This is a genomic window from Microbacterium gorillae (assembly GCF_000826185.2).
Taxonomy (GTDB): Bacteria; Actinomycetota; Actinomycetes; order Actinomycetales; family Microbacteriaceae; genus Microbacterium; species Microbacterium gorillae.
In genome coordinates this window covers 1-22381 of sequence record NZ_LN648871.1, presented here as the reverse complement: position 1 = coordinate 22381, position 22381 = coordinate 1, and the positions used below count along the sequence as shown (strand labels likewise).

23 protein-coding genes are annotated in these 22381 nt (G+C 68.9%); 8 read left to right on the top strand and 15 right to left on the bottom strand.

The annotated features are described in order from the left end of the window. Nucleotides 1-19: 19 nt before the first annotated feature. Entirely contained in the window at nucleotides 20-889 is an 870-nt protein-coding gene (locus BN1193_RS18215) for a helix-turn-helix transcriptional regulator (protein ID WP_230206372.1), read from the top strand. A 24-nt stretch (nucleotides 890-913) separates the two neighbouring features. Here BN1193_RS18215 and BN1193_RS01090 read toward each other — a convergent pair whose 3' ends face one another. Continuing rightward, nucleotides 914-2137 carry an MFS transporter gene (locus BN1193_RS01090; RefSeq protein WP_040163291.1) on the bottom strand — a complete coding sequence of 408 codons (1224 nt, stop codon included), beginning with the start codon at nucleotides 2135-2137 and terminating at the stop codon, nucleotides 914-916. Between the two features lie 233 nt (nucleotides 2138-2370). Between BN1193_RS01090 and BN1193_RS01085 the strand changes: the two genes are divergently transcribed. Beyond that, complete coding sequence (locus BN1193_RS01085) at nucleotides 2371-3144, top strand: HAD-IIB family hydrolase (RefSeq protein WP_040163288.1); 774 nt, start codon at nucleotides 2371-2373, stop codon at nucleotides 3142-3144. A gap of 34 nt (nucleotides 3145-3178) precedes the next feature. Here the strand turns inward: BN1193_RS01085 and BN1193_RS01080 are convergent, their stop codons facing one another. From BN1193_RS01080 to mqo, 6 genes are all read right to left on the bottom strand, one after another. Next, nucleotides 3179-4498, bottom strand: a complete 1320-nt coding sequence (locus tag BN1193_RS01080; RefSeq protein WP_052460316.1) for an alpha-hydroxy acid oxidase — start codon at nucleotides 4496-4498, stop codon at nucleotides 3179-3181. Further along, a complete protein-coding gene (locus BN1193_RS01075) occupies nucleotides 4492-5217 on the bottom strand; it encodes a FadR/GntR family transcriptional regulator (RefSeq protein ID WP_040163285.1) in 726 nt (241 codons plus the stop codon). Before BN1193_RS01075 ends, BN1193_RS01080 begins: the two co-directional genes overlap by 7 nt. Before the next feature lie 73 nt (nucleotides 5218-5290). Further along, complete coding sequence (locus BN1193_RS01070) at nucleotides 5291-5950, bottom strand: thymidine kinase (protein ID WP_040163282.1); 660 nt, start codon at nucleotides 5948-5950, stop codon at nucleotides 5291-5293. Between the two features lie 61 nt (nucleotides 5951-6011). After that, complete coding sequence (locus BN1193_RS01065) at nucleotides 6012-8099, bottom strand: RecQ family ATP-dependent DNA helicase (protein WP_040163280.1); 2088 nt, start codon at nucleotides 8097-8099, stop codon at nucleotides 6012-6014. A 40-nt stretch (nucleotides 8100-8139) separates the two neighbouring features. Next, entirely contained in the window at nucleotides 8140-8565 is a 426-nt protein-coding gene (locus BN1193_RS01060) for a pyrimidine dimer DNA glycosylase/endonuclease V (protein ID WP_040163277.1), read from the bottom strand. Between the two features lie 6 nt (nucleotides 8566-8571). Next, nucleotides 8572-10035 carry a malate dehydrogenase (quinone) gene (gene mqo, locus BN1193_RS01055; protein WP_040163274.1) on the bottom strand — a complete coding sequence of 488 codons (1464 nt, stop codon included), beginning with the start codon at nucleotides 10033-10035 and terminating at the stop codon, nucleotides 8572-8574. 132 nt (nucleotides 10036-10167) lie between these two features. Here mqo and BN1193_RS01050 point away from each other — a divergent pair, with 132 nt between their 5' ends. Continuing rightward, nucleotides 10168-10425 (top strand): hypothetical protein, encoded by a 258-nt coding sequence (locus BN1193_RS01050; RefSeq protein ID WP_040163272.1) that lies wholly within the window; start codon nucleotides 10168-10170, stop codon nucleotides 10423-10425. Between the two features lie 6 nt (nucleotides 10426-10431). On the opposite strand, the gene BN1193_RS01045 is transcribed toward BN1193_RS01050, so the two are convergent. The 3 genes from BN1193_RS01045 to BN1193_RS01035 all read right to left on the bottom strand — a co-directional run bounded on the left by BN1193_RS01045 (nucleotide 10432) and on the right by BN1193_RS01035 (nucleotide 13053). Beyond that, the gene (locus tag BN1193_RS01045) at nucleotides 10432-11133 is read right to left on the bottom strand and encodes a VIT1/CCC1 transporter family protein (RefSeq protein WP_052460315.1); all 702 of its coding nucleotides are present in this window, start codon (nucleotides 11131-11133) and stop codon (nucleotides 10432-10434) included. A gap of 113 nt (nucleotides 11134-11246) precedes the next feature. After that, the gene (locus BN1193_RS01040) at nucleotides 11247-11933 is read right to left on the bottom strand and encodes a hypothetical protein (RefSeq protein WP_040163269.1); all 687 of its coding nucleotides are present in this window, start codon (nucleotides 11931-11933) and stop codon (nucleotides 11247-11249) included. 49 nt (nucleotides 11934-11982) lie between these two features. After that, a complete protein-coding gene (locus BN1193_RS01035) occupies nucleotides 11983-13053 on the bottom strand; it encodes an aspartate-semialdehyde dehydrogenase (protein ID WP_040163267.1) in 1071 nt (356 codons plus the stop codon). A 242-nt stretch (nucleotides 13054-13295) separates the two neighbouring features. Here BN1193_RS01035 and BN1193_RS01030 point away from each other — a divergent pair, with 242 nt between their 5' ends. The 3 genes from BN1193_RS01030 to BN1193_RS01020 are packed head-to-tail and all read left to right on the top strand — an operon-like array spanning nucleotide 13296 to nucleotide 14426. Further along, on the top strand, nucleotides 13296-13631 hold the full coding sequence (locus BN1193_RS01030; protein ID WP_040163265.1) for an ArsR/SmtB family transcription factor: 336 nt from the start codon (nucleotides 13296-13298) through the stop codon (nucleotides 13629-13631). Beyond that, nucleotides 13624-14058, top strand: coding sequence for an SRPBCC family protein (locus BN1193_RS01025; protein ID WP_040163262.1), 435 nt, complete (start codon nucleotides 13624-13626; stop codon nucleotides 14056-14058). Before BN1193_RS01030 ends, BN1193_RS01025 begins: the two co-directional genes overlap by 8 nt. Before the next feature lie 14 nt (nucleotides 14059-14072). After that, entirely contained in the window at nucleotides 14073-14426 is a 354-nt protein-coding gene (locus BN1193_RS01020) for a nuclear transport factor 2 family protein (RefSeq protein ID WP_040163259.1), read from the top strand. Nucleotides 14427-14439: 13 nt separating this feature from the next. On the opposite strand, the gene BN1193_RS01015 is transcribed toward BN1193_RS01020, so the two are convergent. The 5 genes from BN1193_RS01015 to BN1193_RS00995 are packed head-to-tail and all read right to left on the bottom strand — an operon-like array spanning nucleotide 14440 to nucleotide 20168. After that, the gene (locus BN1193_RS01015; protein WP_052460314.1) at nucleotides 14440-15807 is read right to left on the bottom strand and encodes a GH1 family beta-glucosidase; all 1368 of its coding nucleotides are present in this window, start codon (nucleotides 15805-15807) and stop codon (nucleotides 14440-14442) included. Between the two features lie 8 nt (nucleotides 15808-15815). After that, on the bottom strand, nucleotides 15816-17009 hold the full coding sequence (locus BN1193_RS01010) for a sugar ABC transporter permease (protein WP_052460313.1): 1194 nt from the start codon (nucleotides 17007-17009) through the stop codon (nucleotides 15816-15818). Beyond that, on the bottom strand, nucleotides 17006-17812 hold the full coding sequence (locus BN1193_RS01005; RefSeq protein ID WP_230206371.1) for an ATP-binding cassette domain-containing protein: 807 nt from the start codon (nucleotides 17810-17812) through the stop codon (nucleotides 17006-17008). Before BN1193_RS01005 ends, BN1193_RS01010 begins: the two co-directional genes overlap by 4 nt. After that, on the bottom strand, nucleotides 17797-18891 hold the full coding sequence (locus tag BN1193_RS01000; RefSeq protein ID WP_040163603.1) for a sugar ABC transporter substrate-binding protein: 1095 nt from the start codon (nucleotides 18889-18891) through the stop codon (nucleotides 17797-17799). The genes BN1193_RS01005 and BN1193_RS01000 overlap by 16 nt, the downstream gene beginning before the upstream one ends. Nucleotides 18892-18893: 2 nt before the next feature. Next, nucleotides 18894-20168: an ROK family transcriptional regulator gene (locus BN1193_RS00995; protein WP_141396595.1), complete on the bottom strand. Its 1275-nt coding sequence runs from the start codon at nucleotides 20166-20168 to the stop codon at nucleotides 18894-18896. 239 nt (nucleotides 20169-20407) lie between these two features. Here BN1193_RS00995 and BN1193_RS00990 point away from each other — a divergent pair, with 239 nt between their 5' ends. Then, nucleotides 20408-21430 carry an LLM class flavin-dependent oxidoreductase gene (locus BN1193_RS00990; RefSeq protein WP_040163256.1) on the top strand — a complete coding sequence of 341 codons (1023 nt, stop codon included), beginning with the start codon at nucleotides 20408-20410 and terminating at the stop codon, nucleotides 21428-21430. Between the two features lie 62 nt (nucleotides 21431-21492). Next, nucleotides 21493-22068, top strand: coding sequence for an RDD family protein (locus BN1193_RS00985; protein ID WP_094770199.1), 576 nt, complete (start codon nucleotides 21493-21495; stop codon nucleotides 22066-22068). The last annotated feature ends 313 nt before the right edge of the window (nucleotides 22069-22381 follow it).

Genomic DNA, 22381 nt, shown 5'->3' with positions numbered 1-22381 from the left:
CGGACCGGTTGGCGACGGCATGGTGACGCAAGACTCCCCCGCCTTCGAGCGCATGCTCGCCGCCCTCGATTGGGAGGTTGCGTCCTCCCGTCGCCACGACCGATTCACGGCCTGGCCGGCGCGCCCGGACCCGGACCGCACCGCGGTCGTCTACGTCCGCTCCGGACGGGTGAGACTGACGTTCGGCTCCCCTGACGGCAGGATGTCCGCGAGCTGCCGCGAGACGCTGGACGCCGGCGACATCCTCATCGTCGCCGGGCGCCTCGGCTTGCAACTGCGCGGGGATGCCGACACGGAGGTCATCGTCACCGAACTCGTTCCCGCGCGCGGCGCCCGCACCATCGCGACATCATTCCCCGACCTCATGGTGGTGCGGGACTTCGCCGACGCCGAACCCGCCGTCGCCGGGCTGGCCGCCGCGATGGGACCGAAATCGCCCGGCGCGTCCCGCGTGGGCGATGCGACGGTCTGCGCACGAATCGCGACGACGATCGTGGCGGCGGCGATGCGTGCGTGGACCGAACGCGGGTGCACGACGGAGAGCTGGCTCATCAGCACCGAGGATCCCCACGTCGGACGGGTGATCGACGCGATCCACGACGAGCCCGGGCGGGCGTGGACCGTCGGCAGCCTCGCCACGATCGCCGCGATGTCCCGGACGGTGTTCGCCGAACGCTTCCGCGACCTCGTCGGGCAGTCGCCGGCGACCTACCTCGCGAACGTGCGGATGGACGCCGCGATGACGCACCTCGAGCGCGACGGGCAGACGGTCTCCCAGACCGCGCATCTGCTCGGGTACGCCTCCGAGGACGGGTTCAGCCGCGCCTTCCGCCGCCACACCGGCCTGACCCCGGCGGCCTGGCGCCGCAATCAGCTCGCCCGCGTCTGACACAGCGACACCCGCCGACGTGCCTCACCCCGCGCAGCGGTGCGTGACACCGTGCACGGCCCGGCCGAACAGCACCGCTCCGACCACCAGGACACCGGCGGCGGCGACGAACGTCACCGTCACGCCGAAGCTGTCCACGAGCAGCCCACCGAGCGCGGCCCCGATCGTGATCGCGAGCTGGAACCCGGCGACCACGAGCCCGCCGCCGGCCTCCAGGCGGTCCGGGACGACGCGACCCAGCCAGGTGTTGACGATCACCAGCCAGCCGCCGAAGCCCGCACCCCACAGGGTCACCGCCACCGCGACCGCGACGAGCGATCCGGGCGCGAAAGCGACCGTCGCGACCGACGCCGCCAGAAGCAGCGGCACCACGAAGGCCAGCACCGCGAGTCGGCGATCGACGAGAAGCCCGATGAGGAGGTTCCCCAGGAACCCACCGACGCCGAACAGCACGAGAACGGCGGCGATTCCGGCGGCGTCAAGTCCGTCAACCCGCTCCAGAGCGACGCGCATGAACGTGTACGCGGTGATCTGGCCGAGCACGACCAGGACGTGACCGGCCAGGCCCGACGCGATCCCCGGGCGGCGCAACGTGTCCCAGAGCTGTCCGAGGCCCGTGCCGGCGGACGCGGGAACCCGCGGCAGGGCCAGGCGCAGGACGATCGCGACGGCCAGGCTCAGCACCGCCGCCCCGATGAAGACATAGCGCCAATCGGCGAGCATGCTGACCGCCACTCCGATCGGGACACCCGCGATGGTGGCCACAGAGGTCCCGAGGGTCACCACGGCCATCGCCTTGCCGATGCGTTCCGGGCTCGCCAGCGTGGCGGCGACCGTCAGTGACATCGCCCAGAAGCCACTGAGCGCAGCGCCGAGCAGAACGCGCGCGGCCAAGGCCACCCAGATGTCCGGTGCGATCGCGACGACGAGATTCGACACCATCGCCAGGAGCGCCAGGATGATCAGCAGCCGGCGACGGTCCAGCCGCGGAACCGCCGCCGCGATCGTCGGGGCCACGATGAAGCCGACGACCGCGGTGACGGTCACGGTCTGCCCCGCCTGGCCCGGCGTCACCCCCCAGGAGGCGGCCATCGGAGTGAGGATCCCGCTGGGGAGGAATTCGGCCGTGACGAGCACGAAGCTCGTCGCCAGCATCGCCAGCAGTCCCGTCCACCGCATGCCCTGGCGTGCCGCTGTCGTGGGGACGCCGTCGGTGGCCGGTTCTGCCTGCTGAGTGTCATTCGTCATCACCCGTTCAGCCTGAGCCGCCGCCGCGCTTCGCACCCGACCGCACGTCCGGCGATCACGACCGAACGTCCGCGACCCGGGGCGGCCGATTCTCTGCGCGAGGTGACGGCGTTCTCCCGCCCGCTCCGCTTCCTCCTCGGAGCCGCGGTCATCCTGTCCCGGGCCGAGGCTTCCCGGCGGGCTCGCATGAATCGGCCGCTTAGACTGGATATTCCGCCTCCGGAAGGACCCGCATGACTGCGCCAGAGCTGGTCGCCTTCGACCTCGACGACACCCTCGCGCCGTCCAAGGCCGTCCTCGACCCCCGCATCGCCGACCTGCTCGTGCGTCTCGCCGAGCGGGTCCAGGTGGCCATCATCTCCGGCGGGCAGTGGGAGCAGTTCCGGACCCAGGTCATCGCACGCCTTCCGGAGACCTCGGCCTCGACGCTGCAGCGGATCCACCTCATGCCCACGTGCGGCACGCAGTACTACCGTCACGATGGCAGCGGCTTCGCCACGGTGTATCGCGAGGATCTCGACGAGGCGCAGAAGGCGGCGGCCATCGCCGCGCTCGAGCAGGAGGCACGCCGCCTGGGGCTCTGGGAGGAGAATCCGACCGGCGATGTCATCGAGGATCGCGGGTCACAGATCACCTTCTCCGCGCTCGGACAGCACGCGGCCCTGGCCGACAAGAAGGCGTGGGACCCCTCCGGCGAGAAGCGCCTGCGGTTGCGCGCCGCCGTCGCCGCCTGCCTGCCGGACCTCGAGGTTCGCGCCGGCGGTTCGACCTCCCTGGACATCACGCGGATCGGCATCGACAAGGCCTACGGCATGACGCGGCTCGCGGAAGCGAGCGGCGTGGCTCTGGCCGACATGCTCTTCTACGGCGACCGGCTCGACGAGGGCGGCAACGACTACCCCGTGCTCGCCCTCGGCGTGCCGAGCGTCGCGGTCGAGGGGTGGGAGGACACCGCCGACCGCCTGGACGCGCTGCTCGCGTCGCTGGACGCACGCGTCGCCGGCTGAATCCGGTTCCGTTCCGCGCGCCGACCCGGCCCGATCAGGCCTTCGCGGTGCGGGCCGGCCTGTTCGCCGGGACCGTCTTCGGCTTGCCGGCCGTCATCGCCTCGGCGGCGTCCGCGACGGGCTTCGCGATCGGCTGCAGGCGGGAGAGCTGCGTGACATGGCTCGGGTTCAGCTCATCGACCGTGGCGACCTCGAGCAGCTTCATCGTGCGCTCGATCTCACTGCGCAGGATGGAGATCGTCTTGTCCACTCCGCGTCGTCCGCCGGCCATGAGGCCGTAGAGGTACGCGCGCCCGACCAGCGCGAAATCCGCGCCCAGGGCGACGGACGCGACGATGTCGGCGCCGTTCATGATGCCGGTGTCGAGGTGGATCTCCATGTCCGCCCCCAACTCCTGCACGACACTCGGCAGCAGGTGGAACGGGATCGGGGCGCGGTCCAGCTGACGGCCGCCGTGGTTGGACAGGACGATGCCGTCGATGCCGGTGTCGGCCAGGAGCTTCGCGTCCTCGAGCGTCTGCACGCCCTTGACCATGATCTTTCCCGGCCACATGGCCCGGATGGTCTCCAGGTCCTCGAACGAGATGGTCGGGTCCATCGCCTGCTCGATGAGGTCTCCGACGGTGCCGCCGGTGGAGGTCAGCGATGCGAACTCGAGCGTCGGGGTGGTCAGGAAGTTGATCCACCACGCCGGCCGTGGGATGGCGTTGATGACCGTCGAGAGCGTCAGCTGGGGTGGGATGGAGAACCCGGCGCGCTTGTCCCGCAGGCGGGCCCCGGCGACGGGAGTGTCCACCGTGAAGAAGAGGGTGTCGAAGCCGGCCTTCGCGGCACGTTCGACCAGTCCGTACGAAATGCTGCGGTCGCGCAGGACGTAGAGCTGGAACCAGTTGCGCCCGCGCGGATTCGCCGCCTTGACGTCCTCGATCGAGGTCGTCCCGAGGGTCGACAGCGTGAACGGGATGCCGGCGGCGCCGGCGGCACCGGACCCGGCGATCTCACCCTCGGTCTGCATCATCCGGGTGAAGCCGGTCGGGGCGATGCCGAACGGCATCGACGAAGTCCCGCCGAGGACCGTGGTGGACGTGTCCACCTCCGGCACATTGCGCAGGATCGAAGGGTGGAACTCCACGTCCTGGAACGCCTGGCGAGCGCGGGCCAGCGAGATCTCGCCTTCCGCCGAGCCATCGGTGTAGTCGAACGGGGCGCGCGGGGTCCGGCGCTTGGCGATGTGACGGAGGTCCGCGATCGTCAGGGCCTTCTCCAGCCGACGGTCGGTCGGGTTCAGCGTGGGAGCCTTGAACTGCATGAGCTGCAGGAGTTCCTGCGGGTTGGGGAGCTGGCGCTTCACCATGCGGCGGCGTCCTTTCCGGGGTCGAGGGAGATGGCGGCGTAGTAGCCGGAGATGTGGTCGCGTACCGTACGCGCGGCGGCGGCGTCGTCGCCGGCGACGATGGCGTCGAGGATGGCGCGGTGCTCAGCGCGCAGGGTCGCGGCGGTGGCGTCCCAATCGGCGAGGCGGCCGGCGCCGTCGTGCGCGTAGCTCTCAATGCTGGAGCGGAGTCCGGCCATCGTCGCCAGGAGCACCTGGTTGCCGTGCGCGTTCGCGAGAGCCAGGTGGAAGGCGGTGTCGAGGGCGAGGAAGTCGGCCGTGTCGAGGTCCGGCGCGTCCATCGCGTCCAGGAGGGCGCGAGCCTCGGCGAGGTCGCCCCCGGTGTGCGCGAGTTCCGCGGCGACGGCGGATTCGACGATGAGGCGCGTGCGGACGATGTCCCGGACCGGGAACCCTCGGGCCGCCACCTGCAGCCGCATCAGCGCGCTCATTCCGCCCTCCGGTGTCGCGACGATGATCGCGCCCGCGCTCGGACCGGACCCGGTGGCGGTGCGGATGAGCCCCATGACCTCCAGCACGCGCAGAGCCTCGCGAACGCTGGAGCGTCCCACGCCGAGCTCCGCGGACAGGGCCCGCTCCCCCGGCAGACGATCGCCCGGCACGAGCTCACCGGCGATCAGTCGCCGCTCGATGTGCTCGAGCACGACCTGCCATGCGCGCGTCGCGGCTTCCTCGCTCACTCGTCCTCCTGTGGTCCGACCACACGGTAGCACATGTGGTCCGACCACAGCCAGCGTCGGACGAACCCGTCTTCTACGACACCGACAGGACTCCGCCGGACTCCTCGAGATAGCAGCGGCCGCAGAGCGACTCGTAGGTGACGAAGTGGTCGTCGCGGACGTCGGCGGTAGCGGCGTCGATCGCCACCTGGTCGCCGTCGAAGACGAAGCGGCCGCCGATGACGCGGCCGTTGAAGACGGCCTTGCGGCCGCAGCGGCAGATCGTCTTGAGCTCCTCAAGGGAGTGCGCGATCTCCAGCAGACGACGCGAGCCGGGGAACGCCGCAGTGCGGAAGTCGCTGCGGATGCCGTATGCCATCACCGGAATGTCATCGAGGACCGCGACGCGGAACAGGTCGTCCACCTGCGCCGGGGTGAGGAACTGCGCCTCGTCCACGAGCACGCAGGCGATGTCGCCGACCACGTCCGGAATCAGCGCGGACTCGGCGTCCTCGCGGTGCCGGCGTCGGTGCTCGGCCACGACGGTGCGCGCGTCGTCCTCGGGTCGCAGCAGGAAGTCGACCTCGCGCGTCATGCCGAGCCGGGACTCGACCTGGTTCGCACCCTTGGTGTCGATCGCGGGCTTGGTCAGCAGGACGGACTGACCGCGCTCCTCGTAGTTGTAGGCGGCCTGGAGCAGGGCGGTCGACTTACCGGAGTTCATCGCGCCGTAACGGAAGTAGAGTTTGGCCACCGAACGAGTCTACGAGGTGGGCACCGACGTCAGCCGCCCTGCCTCGGCGGGCACCCCGGGTTCAGCCGCGGAGGGCGAGCGCGAACGGGAGGACGCGGGTGGCTCCGGCGGCGCGCAGCGCGGAGGTCGCCGCCTGGATCGTCCACCGACTGTCGGCGAGGTCGTCCACGAGCAGGACGGGGCCGGCCGGCACGTCCAGACCGACGGCACTGAGCGTCCCCCAGACCCGGGACAGCCGGAAGGCGCTGTTCCCCGGCGGCGCGGGCTCCTGCCCGGCGACGGAGGACGCCAGCTCGCCGAGGTACGGCAACCTTCCCAGTCCGGCGAGGCCCTCCGCCACCGACCGCGTCAGCATCGGACGCGTGCGGGACGGGATGGAGACCACGGCGACCGGACGTTCCTCCCACGGCCACTCCCCCAGGACACGTGCGCAGGCGTTCAGCATCGCCGGCGGCAGCGGACCGTCCACCGCGGAGGGCGCGAACAGCTCGCGCAGGCTCTGGCCCCAGCCGAGATCCGTCAGCCGCGCCAGCGCACGCCCCTCGTCCGGACGCTCATCGACGGGAATGCGTCCGGACAGGGACAGCCCGAATGCGCTCATGCCGGTCGGCCACTGCGCCCGCGGGTCGATCGGCACGCCGACACGATCGAGCGCGGACCCGGCTTGCTGCTGCGCCGCGGCCGGGATGGTGGCGTCGTACCAGGGACCCGCACACCGATCGCAGCGGCCGCACGGCTCGGCGGTCGGGTCGTCGAGGGCCCGCTGCAGGAACATCATGCGGCACTCGTCGGTCTGCTCGTACGCGATCATCGCGTCCTGCTCCGCGCGTCGGGCGGCGGCGATCCGCTCGTACCGATCGGCGTCGTACGACCACGGTTCCCCGGTGGAGACCCAGCCACCGGACACGCGCCGGACCGCGCCGTCCACGTCCAGAACCTTGAGCAGCAGCTCCAGGCGGGAGCGGCGGATGTCCACGCGCGCCTCCAGCGCCGGGGTCGACATCGGGGCGTCCGAGAGCGTGTCGATCACGCGGCGCGCGCGCTCTTCGTCCGGCATGGACGACGTCGCGAAGTACTCCCAGATCTCCGGGTCCTCCGGGCCGGGCAGCAGCAGGACATCGGCGCGCTCGGTGGCACGACCGGCACGGCCGACCTGCTGGTAGTACGCCACGGGCGAGGACGGCGCGCCGAGGTGCACGACGAAGCCGAGGTCGGGCTTGTCGAAGCCCATACCGAGCGCGCTCGTGGCGACGAGCACGCGGAGGTCGTTGCGCCTCAGGCGGTCCTCCAGCTCCTCGCGCTCCTCGGCCGGCGTCTTGCCGGAGTACGCCGCGGCGTCCACCCCGGCCGTGCGCAGCGCCCGCGCGGTGTCCTCCGCGGCGGCGACGGTGAGCGTGTAGACGATGCCGGACCCGGGCAGGGAGTCCAGGTGCGTGATGAGCCAGGCCAGGCGAGTGACCGCGTCCGGCAGTCGCAGCACGCCGAGACGGAGCGAGGCCCGGGCCAGCGGGCCGCGGATGGTGAGCACGCGGTCGGCTCCCCCGAGCTGTTCGGCGACGTCGGCCACGACGCGGCTGTTCGCGGTCGCCGTGGTGGCCAGGACCGGGACGGACGGGTCAAGGGCGGCGACCAGGTCGCGGAGGCGCCGGTAGTCGGGGCGGAAATCGTGCCCCCAGTCACTGATGCAGTGCGCCTCGTCCACCACGAGCAGGCCCATACGGCGCACCAGGTCGGGCAGCTGACGCTCGCGGAACGCCGGGTTGTTCAGCCGCTCCGGTGACACCAGCAGCACGTCGATCTCGTCCGCGTCGAGCGCGGCCTCCACCTCGCGCCACTCGTGCGCGTTCGTGGAGTTGATCGCGACCGCCCGCACGCCGGACCGCGCGGCGGCGGCGATCTGGTCGCGCATCAGCGCCAACAGGGGCGAGACGAGCACCGTGGGTCCGCCGCCGCGGGCACGCAGGAGCGCCGTGGCCACGAAGTACACGGCGGATTTGCCCCACCCGGTGCGCTGAACCACGAGGGCGCGGCGGCGGTCGTCCACGAGCGCGGCGATGGCCTCGTACTGACCGTCGTGGAACGTGGCATCGTCCCGTCCGACCAGGGAACGGAGTGCGCGGAGGGCGTCGTCGCGGGTCGTCGAGGGCATGCATCCAGCCTGCCGCACGGCGCCGACATCGGCGAACCGGTCAGCCCGCGACGCGCTCCCACGATTCGATCGGCCCGGGCCCCACGACGAAGGACGGCGCCGCCTCCGCGGTGACGCGCTGAGCCCACTCCGGCGCCCGTAGGTCGACCTTGGACCGCAGCCACGTCGTCTCGTACGCGAGTTGACCCTCCGTCACCGGGATCGCGGGATTCGCACCGCCCGGCACCGTGATGCGCGACGCGTCGAAGCGGTAGCCGCGGGCGGTCGCCTCGAGCTGCACCTGCGTCAGGAAGTGACCGATCGCTGTGAGCGGGTCCTCCGTCGCCCGGAAGCGCTCCAGCTGCGGATGCCGGGTGTAGCCGCGTGTGAGGCCGGCCAGCACCTTCTGCGCGAGCAGCGCCTCACGCCAGCACGCGACGAGCGCCGCGCGGTCCAGGACCCGCGGGTGCAGCGACCAGAGGCGCATCGCGACTCAGGCGTGGATTTCCAGGATCTTCGCCGTCGCCTCGGTCTCGGCAGCGGCCGCCGCGGGCTTGTCGTTGAGCGTCTCGCCGTAGCTCGGGATGAGCGCGGTGAGCGTCGGCGCCCAGCCATCGATACGGTCCGGGAAGCAGGTCTTCAGCAGCTTCAGCATGATCGACACCGCGGTCGAGGCACCCGGCGAAGCGCCGAGCAGGCCCGCGATGGAACCGTCGGAGTGCGCGACGACCTCGGTGCCGAACTGCAGCGCACCGCCCTTCATCACCTGCGCGCGCTGACCGGCCTGCAGCAGCTGCCAGTCCTCGTCCTTCGCGGTCGGCATGAACTCGCGCAGGCTGTCGACCTTGCGCTTGTGGTTCTTGGCGAGCTCGCTGACGAGGTACTTGATCAGGTCGAAGTTCGTGAAGGCGACCTTGAGCATCGAGCCGAGGTTGTCCGGACGCACCTGCGTGACGATGTCGGTGAGGTTGCCCTGCTTGAGGAACTTCGGCGTGAACGTCGCGAACGGGCCGAACAGGACCGACGTCTGTCCGTCCACCACGCGGGTGTCCAGGTGCGGGACGGACATCGGCGGCGCGCCGACGGACGCCTGCGAGTACACCTTGGCGTGGTGCTGGGCGACGATCTCCGGGTTCGAGGTCATCAGCCACTGGCCACCGATCGGGAAGCAGCCGTAGCCCTTGATCTCGGGGATGCCGGAGTTCTGCAGCAGCTTCAGCGCCCAGCCGCCGGCGCCGACGAACACGAACTTCGCGCGGATCTCGGCCGGCGTGTGACCGAGCGATCGGCGGTAGCGGACGCGCCACGTGCCGTCGCTCATGCGCTTGAGGCTGCGCACCTCCGTGTTGGTCAGGACCGAGGCGCCGCGCTGCTTCAGGTTCTTGAACAGCTGGTGGGTCAGCGAACCGAAGTCGACGTCGGTTCCGGACGGCACGCGCGTCGCGGCGAAGGGCTCGTCCTCCTTGCGGCGCTTCTGCATGAGCAGCGGCGCCCACTTGTTGATCACGCGGGAGTCCTCGGAGTACTCCATGCCGTCGAACAGCGGCTGGTCCTTCAGGATCTCGTACCGGCGCTTGAGGTAGGAGACGTCCTTCTCGCCGCGCACGAAGGTCATGTGCGGGGCGGAGTTGATGAACGTGGAGGGGGCGTCCAGAATGCCGCGTTCGACGAGCGTCGACCAGAGCTGACGGGACTGCTGGAACTGCTCGTTGATGCCGATCGCCTTCGTCGGGTCGAGCGAGCCGTCCTTGCCCTCGGGCATGTAGTTCAGCTCGCACATCGCGGCGTGCCCGGTGCCCGCGTTGTTCCACGCGTTCGAGCTCTCCAGCGCCACGTCGCTCAGACGCTCGAAGACGGTGATCTTCCAGTCCGGCTGCAGTTCGGAGAGGAAAGTGCCGAGGGTGGCACTCATCACGCCACCGCCGATGAGGACGACATCTACCGTTTCAGTCACCATACGATTCTAGGCCGCGATCGGGCGTGCCTTTGCCGGGGGCGGCCTCTGCGGACGAAAGATGCGCCGTTCTTGTCGCGGACGGAAGCGGCGTGATCCCACCCGGGCGCTCGCGACGGTGCTACCGTCGGGCGCATGACCGAGCACACGGCAGCGCCGCCCGCCCCGATGTCGGTCGAGGTCATCGAGCCGACGGACATCCTGCTGCACAGCGAGGACGTCGAAACGGACTCCACAGCGCGGACCGTCGGCCAGGCGGTGTGGTCCGTGATCGCGATCGTCCTGTCGGTGAGCGCCCTGGCATCGGTGATCATCATCGTCCTGGCCGTCCTGTTCCAGGTCCTCGCTCCCGCGCTGTACCTCAGCTGGTTCGCGCAGTTCATGCACACCTGACCCGGCTCAGCCGCTGACCTCGATCTCCGGCACCACGGTGTCGAGAAGCTCGAACGCGAGGCCGGCGAGGTAGGACGCGATCGCGACGAACAGTCCCGTCCCGACGGATCGCACGACCGCCGCCCGGAGGTTTCCACCGCCCGAGATCGCGGAGAGCATTCCGGTGAGGGCGAGCAGCAGGGTCGCCACACCGATGATCACGACCGCCCGCCAGGGGCCGTGGAAGAACAGCATGAACAGCGCGATGGGCAGGGCCCCGGTCATGTAGCCCAGCAGTGCGCGCAGGGCCGCCCACCAGGCCTCGCGCCGCGGCGGCGGGGCGGCGATGATCCCGAACTCAGCCTCGAGGTTCGCACCCAGCGCGTCGCGCGTCATGAGTTGGCGCGCCACGATGTCGGCCAGGTAGCTGGCCAACCCGCGCCGGACGTAGTGCGCGCGGAGGAAGGCCTCGTGTGTCGCCGGGTCCCGGACGACGTCGTCCTGTTCCTCGGCGATGAGCTGGACCTGCGCGGCACGCTCCTGGGCGATCTCCGAGTAGGCGGAGGCGCCGACCGCCAGCCCACCGGAGACCATCAGGGCGGCGGCGGCGAATACGACCACGTTCTGGCTCGCGCCCGCTCCGGCGAAGCCCTGCACGAGCGCGGTCGTGGTCATGACCCCGTCGTGCGCGTCAAGGACCCAGCGACGCCCGATCGGACTGCGCGCCATGTCGACCTCCGTGTCCCCGTCTCCTGCATTATGCAGAGGCGGCACGGGCTCGCGCCGAGCGCGCGGCTACGGAAATCCCGGGTCACGCTACGGAAACCGACTGGGAACAGGGCTCACGAGACGTCGGACGGCTCCCACGGGACCGGCCGCGCGAGCGCGGAGCCGAGCACGCGGGTGTGGTTCCATTCATCATCGACGGAGGTCGGCGCACCGTCCAGCAGTATGCGGACGTCCGGGATCGGGGCGGGCCGGAGCGCGGTGAGGTCCACGAGCGCCGCACGGTCCTGAGCATCGAAGGACCCGCGGTCCAGCGCCGCCCACACCCGGCGGACCGCCGGGAGGAAGCTGTCCGGCGCCCAGAGCGACTCGACCTCATCCCACTCGATCGTGACCGCCGCACCGACGGTGTCCGTCACCGCCGCGCGCAGCATGTCGGCGTAGGGACTGAGCCGTGCGTCCAGCGCATCTTCGAGGATCGGAACCGCCTCGGCAAGGTGGTCGAGGGCTTCCGCCTTCGAGGTGACCGGAGCCGTCGCTTCGATATCGACGTCGTCACGGTCGTCGGGTTCGTCGTCCTCCTCCTCGTCCTCCCCCCACTCCGGTTCGGTGTCGTCGGGTTCGGGCGGGTCGTAGACGTCGGCCGTCACCAGGTCGTCGGATCGGAACAGCGCGAGCCAGAGCAGCGGGACGGCGTTCGCATCGACGGCGATGCCGGACTCCTCCTGCTCGAAATCCGGCAGCACGACAGAGGGGTAGATCGTGTCCGGCTCGGTGGTCGTGAGGTACGCGTTGTTCGACACGGGGTCACGGTAACCCCGCGTCGAGCGCGTGTCGAGGGTGAAGTCGGTGTCAGTCGCCGATGTTCTTCGCGACGACCTCGGCGATCTGGACCGCGTTCAGCGCGGCGCCCTTGCGGAGGTTGTCGTTCGAGATGAACAGCACGAGTCCCTTGCCCTCGGCCGCGGACTGGTCCTGACGGATGCGACCGACGTAACTCGGGTCCTTGCCTGCGGCCAGGAGCGGCGTCGGCACCTCCTCGAGCGCGACACCGGGGGCGGACGCGAGGATGTCACGCGCGCGGTCCGGCGTGATGTCCTCGCCGAACTCAGCGTGGATCGACAGCGAGTGCCCGGTGAAGACGGGGACGCGCACGCAGGTGCCGGCGACGCGGAGGTCCGGGATGCCGAGGATCTTGCGGCTCTCGTTGCGGAGCTTCTTCTCCTCGTCCGTCTCGTTCTCGCCGTCGTCGACGAGGTTGCCGGCGAAGGGCAGCACGTCGAACGCGATGGGGGCGATGTACTTGTCCGGCTGCGGGAAGTCGACGGCGTCGCCGTCGTGGACGAGACCGAGCACGCGCTCCGGGCCCTGCGCGAGGACACCCTCGACCTGACCGAGCAGTTCCTGCGCTCCGGCGAGTCCGGAGCCGGAGACGGCCTGGTACGTCGAGACGATGAGGCGCTCGAGGCCGGCCGCGTCGTGCAGCGGCTTGATCACCGGCATCGCGGCCATGGTGGTGCAGTTCGGGTTGGCGATGATGCCCTTGGGCGGGTTGACCGTGGCCTCCGGGTTCACCTCGCTGACCACGAGCGGGACGTCGGGGTCCATGCGCCAGGCGCTGGAGTTGTCGATCACGACGGCTCCGGCCTCGGCGAAGCGCGGAGCGTGTGCGCGGGAGCCGGTGGCACCGGCGGAGAACAGCGCGATCTGGATGCCGGCCGGGTCGGCGGTGGCGACGTCCTCGACGATGATCTCGACGCCGCCGAAGTCGATGGCGGTGCCGGCCGAGCGGGAGGACGAGAACAGGCGCAGGTCGCGAATCGGGAACGCACGCTCCACGAGGATCTCGCGCATCACGGTGCCGACCTGGCCGGTGGCGCCGACGATCGCAACGGAGAAGCCGGAATCAGAGATGCGCGTCATGTCAGTCCTTGCGGTGGAGGTTCGCGGACGCGGGAACGTGTGCGTCCGCACACGGCGTCCGTGCCGTTGCGGCGATCCTACCGGCCGCACCGTCGATTTCCGTGCCGTGTGACACTGCGCGGCGCATTCGTCCGGATCCCGGCGACGCTCGGCGGGAATGAGCCGGCGGCATTCCACCAACCTCTATAAGTACAAACCTGAATTTGTGTTAGTGTGTGCGCAGAAGATCGAGGAGGACCGACATGAACGCCGAGGCTGCCGTGGACCTGGACCTGGCACTGCGCGCGCTGGCCGACACCAATCGCCGAGCGATCCTCCGCGTGATCCGCACGGAGCCGCAGCCGGTCGGGGCGATCGCCGAGGCGGTCGGACTGTCGCAGCAGACGACCTCCCACCATCTGGGTGTCCTGCGCAAGGCCGGTCTCGCGGTCGGAACGCGGGAGGGTACCCGCCACCTGTTCGCCATCGACACCGACGGGCTGGCCGCGGTGCGGTCCTACCTCGACGACTTCTGGCCTGCGAAGCTCGCCGATCTCAAGTCCGCCATCGAATCCCGACAGCAGGCCTCCGATGGCTGAGTTCCGGGACTCCATCGACATCGCCGCTCCCCCCGAGACGGTGTTCGAATACCTCACCAGCAACGACGGCATGACGGCCTGGATGGGCCAGTACGCCGATCTCGACCCGACGCCGGGCGGACGCTTCGCCGTGAACATCGCCGGACATCCGGTCCGGGGCCGGTATCTGCACGTCGAGCCGCCGAGCCGCGTGGTGGTGAGCTGGGGCTTCCCGGGCAGCGCGGACCTGCCGGAGGGCGCCTCGACGGTGGAGTTCCGGCTCACCCGGATCGGTGGCGGGACGCGGGTCGATCTCTGCCACTCCGACCTGCCCGACACCGAGGTGCGCGGCCACGCCGACGGGTGGGCGAACTTCCTGCCGCGCCTCGCGATCGCCGGCGCTGGCGGAGACACCGGACCGGACGACTGGCAACCCCTGCCGGACTGATCAAGGAGGATCCCATGGACACCGCTATCGACACCGTGAAGAGGTATCACCACGCCTGGACGAGCGGCGACATCGACGCCGCGATGAGCATCGTCGCCGACGACATCACCTGCCGAGCTCCCGGCGTCGATCTGGACGGCAAGGACGCCTATCGGCAGTTCATCGGCGGGTTCGCACCGAGGCTCACCGGCATCGGCGAGATCGCCGAGTTCGTGGACGGCGACCGCGTGGCACTGTTCTACTACCCGCAGACCGCCGCGACCGCGATCACCCCGGCGGCCGAGCTCTTGACCGTCGCGGACGGGAAGATCACGGAGAGCGTGCTCATCTTCGACCGGCTGTCCTACGGTCCGCCGGCGCAGGCCTGAGCATCAGGCTTGTTCACTCCGCCGCCCGAACGGGCGTGAGGCGCGGCACCTCACGGGCCGCGAGGAAGTCGCGGTACCAGAGTGCGCTTCGTTTCGGGATGCGCTGCTGGGTGGCGTAGTCCACGTAGTACATGCCGTAACGACACCCGTATCCCCACGCCCACTCGAAATTGTCCATCAGCGACCACGGGTAGAAACCGGCCAGCGGAACTCCCGCGTGCATCGCCTGCCGGGCGGCGTCGATGTGGGCGCGGAAGTACTCCTCACGTTCGGCGTCGTTGATCGCCCCCGACGGATCCGCGTAGTCGAACAGGGCGAGCCCGGTCTCGGTGACGTACACCGGGAGGGGCGTGTACTCGCGTGTGACACGCTCCAGCACCTCGCGCAGGCCCTGCGGTTCGACGGCGATTCCCGTGATCGTCGGAGACTCCGGCGGGACCCGGTGCCAGCCGCGCACCGGATCGGCCGGGTTCGCCTCGACGGCGTGACGCTCGTAGTAGTTCACCCCCATGAAATCCAGCGGGGCTGAGATGGCCCGCAGGTCGCCGTCCCGCACGAATGCGAAATCGGTGACACCGGCATAGAACGATCGGGCGTCGTCCGGGTATCGCCCGCGAAAGAGCGGGTCCAGGAACAGGCGGTTCTCGAACAGGTCCACGCGCTGGGCCGCCGCGACGTCGTCCGAGTCAGCACTGGCCGGTCGCACGGAAGTGAGATTGAGGGTGATCCCGACCTCGCCGACGACGTTCGCCGCGCGCAACGCCTCCACTCCTCGCGCGTGCGCGAGGAGAAGATGGTGAACCGCGGTGACCGCCGTCGCCTCGTCCCGGATGCCCGGCGCGTGCAGACCGTCCAGGTGGCCGACGAAGGCCGAACAGTACGGCTCGTTGAGCGTGAGCCACTGCGGCACGCGATCACCGAGTCGGTCGGCCACGACGCGGACGTACTCGCCGAACCTGTCGGCGGTCTCACGCGCAGCCCAACCACCCCGCGCTTGCAGCGCCGACGGGAGATCCCAGTGGTACAGCGTCACCATCGGCGAGATGCCGCGTTGCAGCAGATCGTCGGTGAGCCGCTCGTAGAAGTCCAGGCCCGCGCCGTTGATCCGGCCGGCGCCGTCCGGCAGGATGCGCGACCAGGCGATGGAGAAGCGGTAGGCGTTCACTCCCAGCTCATCGAGGAGATCGAAGTCGTCGTGCCAGCGGTGATAGTGATCGCACGCGATGTCCCCGGTGTCCCCACGCCGGACCGCTCCGGGCCTGCGGACGAAGTCGTCCCAGATCGTCGGGCCACGCCCGTCCTCGGCGACCGCTCCCTCAATCTGGTACGCCGCCGTCGCCGTCCCCCATCGGAACCCCGGAGGGAAGTCCTTCTCCGTCATCACAGCCCCTAACGTGCCCCGCCGCGCGTTTGATCGCGCCGCCGGCCGAGCGCGTCCACCGTGACCGCGAGCGCGAGAATGAGTCCGGTGGCGATGTTCTGGATGGCCGCGGGTTGACCGAGCAAGTCGAGACCGTTCTCGACGCTGCCGACAACGAGCGCTCCGAGCACCGCGTGATAGATCCGCCCCCGCCCACCGAACAGACTCGTCCCCCCGATCACCGCAGCGGCGATCGCGTTCAGTTGCAAGGTGCCCCCACCGAGGGCGCTGGAGGCGGAGAACTGACGGGAGGCTTCGATGATGCCGGCGAGCGCAGCGATCACGCCGACGATCACGAACACCGTCACGGTCGCTCCGCGCACGCGGATGCCCGCCCGGCGAGCCGCCTCCTTGTTTCCACCGATCGCGTAGAGGTGCCGTCCGAACCGGGACAGGCGCATCACCGCGCTCATCACGGCCGTCAGACCCAGCAGGATCAGCAGCACCCACGGAATGCCGAAGTACGCGTTCAACAGCCATGTCACGGCCAGGGTGAAGACGACGACGGCGCCGCCGAGCGCCACCGTCGTGCTCAGCGACCGCGCGGCAAGACCGGCCGCCACCCTCCGGGCGCGCCCCACGATCAGGACAACCACGCTCACCAGCGCCACGAGCACGGCAATGACCCACCCGGCGGCGGGCGCAAGATAGGTCGACGCGATCGCTTTGAGGAATGGGTCGTTCAGGGCGATCTGACCGTTGGATCCGATGAGGATCAACTGCACGCCCTGCCAGATCAGCAGCCCCGCCAGCGTCACGATGAACGACGGAATCCCGATGAACACGATGACCAGGGACTGCAGGAGTCCGATGATCGCGCCGAAGAGGAGGCCGGCGAGGATCGCCAGCCACGCCGGAAGACCGAGGTTCGTCGACAGCAGCGCGAGAGTCGCCGCACTCACTCCCGCGATCGCACCGACCGACAGGTCGATCTCGCCCAGGATGAGCACCAGCACCATGCCCACCGACACGGTTCCGAGCACCGCGATCTGCAGAGTGAGGTTGGACAGATTTCGGGGCGAGAGGAAGTTCTCGTTGAGCAGCTGGAACACGATCCAGACCACAGCGAGGCCCGCGACGACGGCATACGGCCCCCAGTCCTGCGGCAGGCTGACGCGTCGCGGCCGGCGCTCGAGCGGGCGGGCGAGAGGAGTCGTCGTCATCTGCCGTGCCCGCCGTTCAGGGTGTCGGCCCCGGTGATGGCGGCGACGACCTGCTCGGGAGTGTTCCGCAGGGGCGAGAATTCTCCCGCGTTTCGACCCAGCCGCAACACGGTGATGCGGTCGGCGATCGCGAACGCATCCGCCATGTTGTGGGTGACCACGACGACGCCGATGCCCCGGTCTCGAAGCTTGCGCACCAACTCATAGACCATGTGGGTCTGCGCGACCCCGAGGGCCGCCGTCGGCTCGTCCAACAGCACGACTCGAGATCCCCACAGCGCGGCACGGGCCACGGCCACGGCCTGGCGCTGCCCGCCCGACAGCCCGGAGACGAGTCGATCCAGACTGGGGATCGTGGCCGCGAGATCCGCGATGACAGCCTGAGCACTCTTCTCCATCGCGATCTGGTCCATCATCCCCAACGACCGCACCCGCAGCTCACGCCCGAGGTACAGATTCGCCGTCACGTCGAGGTTGTCGCACAGGGCGAGGTCCTGGTACACCGTCTCGATGCCGTGGCGGGAAGCCTCGGCCGGCGAGCTGATCGTCGTGGGCGAGCCGGCGATCAGCATTTCACCGCTGGTCAGCTGGTTCGCACCCGCAATGGCTTTGACGAGCGTCGACTTTCCTGCGCCGTTGTCTCCCAGGAGCGCCACGACCTCACCGGCACGCACCGTGAAGTCAACGTCGGTCAGCGCCTGGACGTTGCCGTAGGCCTTCGATGCGCCGCGCAGTTCGAGGAGGGGCGGAGCGTCCGCGTCTGCGGTGCGCGAACGCTCCCGGTCGGTCATTTCGACGGACACAGTGCCTCCGCCGCGCCGACGCAGATCTTCTTCCAATCCGAGAATCCGTCCTTGATCACCGTCGTTGCGATGTTGTCCTTGTCGACCACGACGGGCTCCAGCAGCACGGCCGGAACCTCACCGGTGTCGTTCTTGACGGAGTCCTTGGTGTCGGCCTTCACTGCTGCGGTGTCGCCGTTGAGCAGGGCCACGGCGATCTTCGCCGCGGCGGCGGCTTCGTCCTTGATCGACTTGTAGACGGTCATCGACTGCGTTCCCGCGATGATGTTCGACAGTCCCGGATCGGTGGCGTCCTGGCCCGTCACGATCACCTTGCCCGCCAGATGCTGAGCGGTGAGCGCGGCGATGATCGGGGTCGCCATGCCGTCGTTGGGCACCAACACGGCGTCAACCTTGTTATTCAGCTTGGTCAGCGCCTGCTCCATGGCGGCCTGCGCCTTGGCTCCGTCGAATCCGGAGATGTCGGTTTCGTAGCCTAGTGAGAGCTTGTGCGAGCTGAAGGCGGCATCCAGCACGGAGTGTGCGCCCTTCTTGAACGCCAGGCCCGGTGCGGAGGTGACGTCACCGTTGATCATGACGACAGTGCCGCCGGCGGGCGCATGATCGAGGATGTACTGCCCCTGAAGCTGACCGACCTTCTCGTTCTGGAAGGAGACGTAGGCGGCAGGGATCGCGCCGTCGATCATGCCGTCATAGGCGACGACACTGGCGCCGTCCGCCTCGGCCTTGCTCACGATCGTCGCACCGGCCTTGGCCGTGTAGGGGCTGGCGACGATCACCTTCGCGCCGTTCGTCAGGGCCGACTCCGTCTGCGAAATCTGCTTCGCCTCATCGCCCTGCGCGTTGTTGGCGATGACGGTGATGGACGGGTCGATCGCGTGGACCGCGTCGATGAAGTACGGCTTGTCCTTCGACTCGAAGCGGTCGGCGCAGGTGGAGCATGGCATCAAGAACGCGATGGTCTTCGATTCGCTCGCGGTCGCGCTTCCTCCGGTCGCGGGATTCGTACTGCTGCAACCGCTCAATGCCAGGCCGATCGCGGCGACCGCGACGGCGGTGGTCCAGAGACTCTTCTTCATGATCATTGTCCTTTCGGGTGCTGCGGTGAGATGGTGCGGGATACTTCGGGCGGTGACGATGGTCCGGGCAGGCTTTCGCCCGAGGAGATGAACTCATCCAGGGCGAGGATCGCCGCACCGAGCGCGACGGCTGTGGCACCCAGCGAGGAGCGCCCGATGGTGACGTCTGCGGCGGCGACGGAGAGGCTGTTCTGCTTGACGGCGGCGGTGACCGCATCGAGTCGGTGGGTGGCGATGACATCGCCGAACCAGCCGGCGAGCACGATGTGGCGCGGGTTGTAAAGGTTGACGAGGTTCGACAGCGCGATGCCGAGATGGTCGACGAGGTCTTCCACCGCATGCACGGCGCGAGGTGAGCCGGTCTCGGCCTCGGCGAAGAGTTCTCCGACGGCGTGCGGTTCGGCATTCTCGGTCCCGGCGCCGCGCTCGCGCCAGGCATCGAGCACAGCTGCCGCGCCGACGAACGTCTCCACGCATCCGCGAGCACCGCACCGGCAACGCACCCCGTCCGTGCTGATCTTGGTGTGGCCCCATTCGCCGGCGCTGCTGGATGAGCCGCGCACCAGGGCGCCGTTGGAGACGATGCCGGCACCGGCTCCGGTACCGATCAGCACGACGATGCCATCGGCTTCGCCGCGGATCGACCCGAACCAGGACTCGGCTTCCGTGGTCGTCTTGGCCCCGTTGTCGATGAAGACGCGCATTCCGAGGCGCTGGCTGAGTTCGTCGAATGACTCGCTCTCCCACCCGATCACCTGTGCATGGACGACGTCGTGGCGGTGTCCGTCCTCATCGATGCTCGTCTGAACGATGCCCGGCACGCCCAGGCCCAAGCCCAGCACGGGTGGACGGGTGCCGCGGTGTCCGGCGAGAAGCTCGATCGTTCCCTGCTCGATCAGTCCCATCACCTCGTCCGGCGTGATGCGACGGCTCGGGAACGGGTAGGTCCGCTCGCCGATGCGGTTCATCGTCAGGTCGAACAGTCCGACGGTGACGGCGTTCTCACCGACGTCGGCACCGAACATCCACGCGGCATCGCGCTTGACGTCGACGAGCACCCGCGGACGACCGCCGGCAGGCTTCGTGATTCCTTGACCCTGCTCGATGACGATTCCGTCGGCGATGAGGTCGGAAATGACGTTCGTCACCGTCGCGGGAGACAATCCGGTGACCTCGCCCAGCGCGCTCCGCGAGGATTCGCCGCCGCGCACCAGGTGCCGGAGCAGTTGGGCGCGGTTCGCGCGACGCATGTCTTTGACGGTTGTGGACTCAGACACCTGATCCCCTTCGATTGAAGGGTTACTTTACGCTCAAAAATAAGCTTGTCAAGAGCACCGACTGCCCGGCTTGAAAAGCCTGCTATTTCGCCCGAAGAGGCTCATTTCACGTTTCTTTTGGTCACAAAATATCTGCGTTTTTGTGACGTCCTTTCTTCGCACGCGCGGCTCTGAGCCAACGCCGTCAGATTCCGGCGGTCCGTGGGAATCATCCTGGGTCCATGCGGTTGCATACACGTATGAAGAAGATCGGTTTTCTCTCCTTCGGCCACTGGACCGACCACCCCGACTCCGGCACGCGGTCGGCGTCGGACGTGCTGCACCAGTCGATCGACCTCGCCGTGGCGGCGGAGGAGATCGGCGCGGACGGGGCGTACTTCCGCGTGCACCACTACGCGCAGCAGCTGGGGTCTCCGTTCCCGCTGCTGGCGGCGATCGGCGCGAAGACATCGAAAATCGAGATCGGCACCGGCGTGATCGACATGCGGTACGAGAACCCGCTGATGTTCGCCGAGAACGCCGGGGCCGCGGACCTCATCTCCGACGGCCGACTGCAGCTCGGCGTGAGCCGTGGTTCACCCGAGCAGGTCGTCGACGGCTTCCAGTACTTCGGCATCGGCGCCCCGGAGGGCATGACGATGGCGGACGTCGCCCGGCAGAACACCGAGGTGATGTTGAAGGTCATCGACGGCGCCCGGTTCGCCGAGCCGAACCCGCGACCGATGTTCCCGAACCCGTACGCCGGTCCGCTCGGCATCGAGCCGCAGTCCCCCGGCCTGCGTGACCGCATCTGGTGGGGTGCCGGGTCGGACGCGACCGCGGAATGGACCGCGCAACTCGGCATGAACCTGATGAGCTCGACGCTGAAGAACCACGAGTCCGACGAGCCGTTCCACGTGCAGCAGCGCAAGCAGATCGAGCGCTTCCGCGCAGCGTGGAAGGACGCCGGGTGGGAGCGCGAACCTCGGGTTTCCGTGAGCCGGTCGATCTTCGCGCTGACCACCCCGGAGGACCACCGCTACTTCGGCATCAACCGGGAGAAGAACGACCAGATCGGGATGATCGATTCCGGTCAGGCGATCTTCGGACGCTCCTACGCGGCCGATCCGGAAACGTTGATCGCGGAGCTCGCGGAGGACGAGGCCATCGCGGCCGCGGACACCCTGCTGCTCACCGTCCCGAACCAGCTCGGAGTCGAGTACAACACTCACGTCATCGAGTCGATTCTTCGGGACGTCGCTCCGGCGCTGGGCTGGCGCTGAACCGGCAGGGTTCCCTGCCCTGTCGCTGCAACAGATTCCGTCGTCACAACTAACGTGACGGTATGACGTCAAGCGCTCCCGTTCTTCGGCCGAAGTTCGGTGTGCGCTTACGGGCGCTGCTTGTGGACTATGCACTGATCCTGGGCTGGATGGCGGCGCTCGCCATGGTGATGCTCATCCTCTCCTCCATCACCGGTGAATTCTTCAATTGGTTGGCTCTGGGCGCCCCCGGGGCACAGTTCCTCGGGTTTCTTGTTCTGGTGCTACCTGTGGGCGTCTATCTCTACCTGGGTGAAGCCTCGACAAGACAGGCAACCGTGGGGAAGAGAGCCCTTGGCCTGCGGGTTGTGAATGCGAAGGATGAGGGCCGGCCTTCGCGGGGTCGGATCGCCATCCGCACCGTCGTCAAGCTGCTCCCCTGGGAGATCGCGCACTTCGCGGTGTGGAACATCGTCGCGAATGCCGCGAACGGTGAATACGGGTTCCCGCTCTGGCTGATGGTCACGGTTGTCGCAGCCGACCTGATCCCGCTTGTCTACATCGCGTTCGTCGCATTCCAGAAAGACAGGCGAGGACCCCACGATCTCATCGCGGGCACTCGCGTCGTCGTCAGCACAAGGCAGAAGCGTGACAGCTGAGCCTGGGCGCCCCTCCCGATCAGTTGGCGGGTGGCGGACAACATTCACGCCATCGAGGCGATCCTGAAGCACGTGGCTCCGGCGCTGGGTTGGCCCTGAGGCCGGGACCTGATCGCCGAAGGGCCTCGGACCTCCGGAGCTTTGCCCGGCGAGCGCACGTCGCGTGGATTGCACCATCGTGCACGACGGGCATGGACAGACGAGCGCATCCTGGCTTGCGACGTTTCGTCTCGCTGGCGCTCGCTCACCGACCGAGGTAGGCGGGTCCGCTGGGCGGGGTGAGGCATCTGCGGGGGTCAGAAGGGGCATGGGC

Bases quoted from the DNA above. Each gene is read 5' to 3' on its own strand.
- BN1193_RS18215 (WP_230206372.1), top strand. From the start codon at position 20: ATGGTGACGCAAGACTCCCCCGCCTTCGAGCGCATGCTCGCCGCCCTC.
- BN1193_RS01090 (WP_040163291.1), bottom strand. From the start codon at position 2,137: ATGACGAATGACACTCAGCAGGCAGAACCGGCCACCGACGGCGTCCCC.
- BN1193_RS01085 (WP_040163288.1), top strand. From the start codon at position 2,371: ATGACTGCGCCAGAGCTGGTCGCCTTCGACCTCGACGACACCCTCGCG.
- BN1193_RS01080 (WP_052460316.1), bottom strand. From the start codon at position 4,498: ATGGTGAAGCGCCAGCTCCCCAACCCGCAGGAACTCCTGCAGCTCATG.
- BN1193_RS01065 (WP_040163280.1), bottom strand. From the start codon at position 8,099: ATGCCCTCGACGACCCGCGACGACGCCCTCCGCGCACTCCGTTCCCTG.
- BN1193_RS01060 (WP_040163277.1), bottom strand. From the start codon at position 8,565: ATGCGCCTCTGGTCGCTGCACCCGCGGGTCCTGGACCGCGCGGCGCTC.
- mqo (WP_040163274.1), bottom strand. From the start codon at position 10,035: ATGGTGACTGAAACGGTAGATGTCGTCCTCATCGGCGGTGGCGTGATG.
- BN1193_RS01050 (WP_040163272.1), top strand. From the start codon at position 10,168: ATGACCGAGCACACGGCAGCGCCGCCCGCCCCGATGTCGGTCGAGGTC.
- BN1193_RS01045 (WP_052460315.1), bottom strand. From the start codon at position 11,133: ATGGCGCGCAGTCCGATCGGGCGTCGCTGGGTCCTTGACGCGCACGAC.
- BN1193_RS01035 (WP_040163267.1), bottom strand. From the start codon at position 13,053: ATGACGCGCATCTCTGATTCCGGCTTCTCCGTTGCGATCGTCGGCGCC.
- BN1193_RS01030 (WP_040163265.1), top strand. From the start codon at position 13,296: ATGAACGCCGAGGCTGCCGTGGACCTGGACCTGGCACTGCGCGCGCTG.
- BN1193_RS01025 (WP_040163262.1), top strand. From the start codon at position 13,624: ATGGCTGAGTTCCGGGACTCCATCGACATCGCCGCTCCCCCCGAGACG.
- BN1193_RS01020 (WP_040163259.1), top strand. From the start codon at position 14,073: ATGGACACCGCTATCGACACCGTGAAGAGGTATCACCACGCCTGGACG.
- BN1193_RS01015 (WP_052460314.1), bottom strand. From the start codon at position 15,807: ATGACGGAGAAGGACTTCCCTCCGGGGTTCCGATGGGGGACGGCGACG.
- BN1193_RS01010 (WP_052460313.1), bottom strand. From the start codon at position 17,009: ATGACGACGACTCCTCTCGCCCGCCCGCTCGAGCGCCGGCCGCGACGC.
- BN1193_RS01000 (WP_040163603.1), bottom strand. From the start codon at position 18,891: ATGAAGAAGAGTCTCTGGACCACCGCCGTCGCGGTCGCCGCGATCGGC.
- BN1193_RS00990 (WP_040163256.1), top strand. From the start codon at position 20,408: ATGAAGAAGATCGGTTTTCTCTCCTTCGGCCACTGGACCGACCACCCC.
- BN1193_RS00985 (WP_094770199.1), top strand. From the start codon at position 21,493: ATGACGTCAAGCGCTCCCGTTCTTCGGCCGAAGTTCGGTGTGCGCTTA.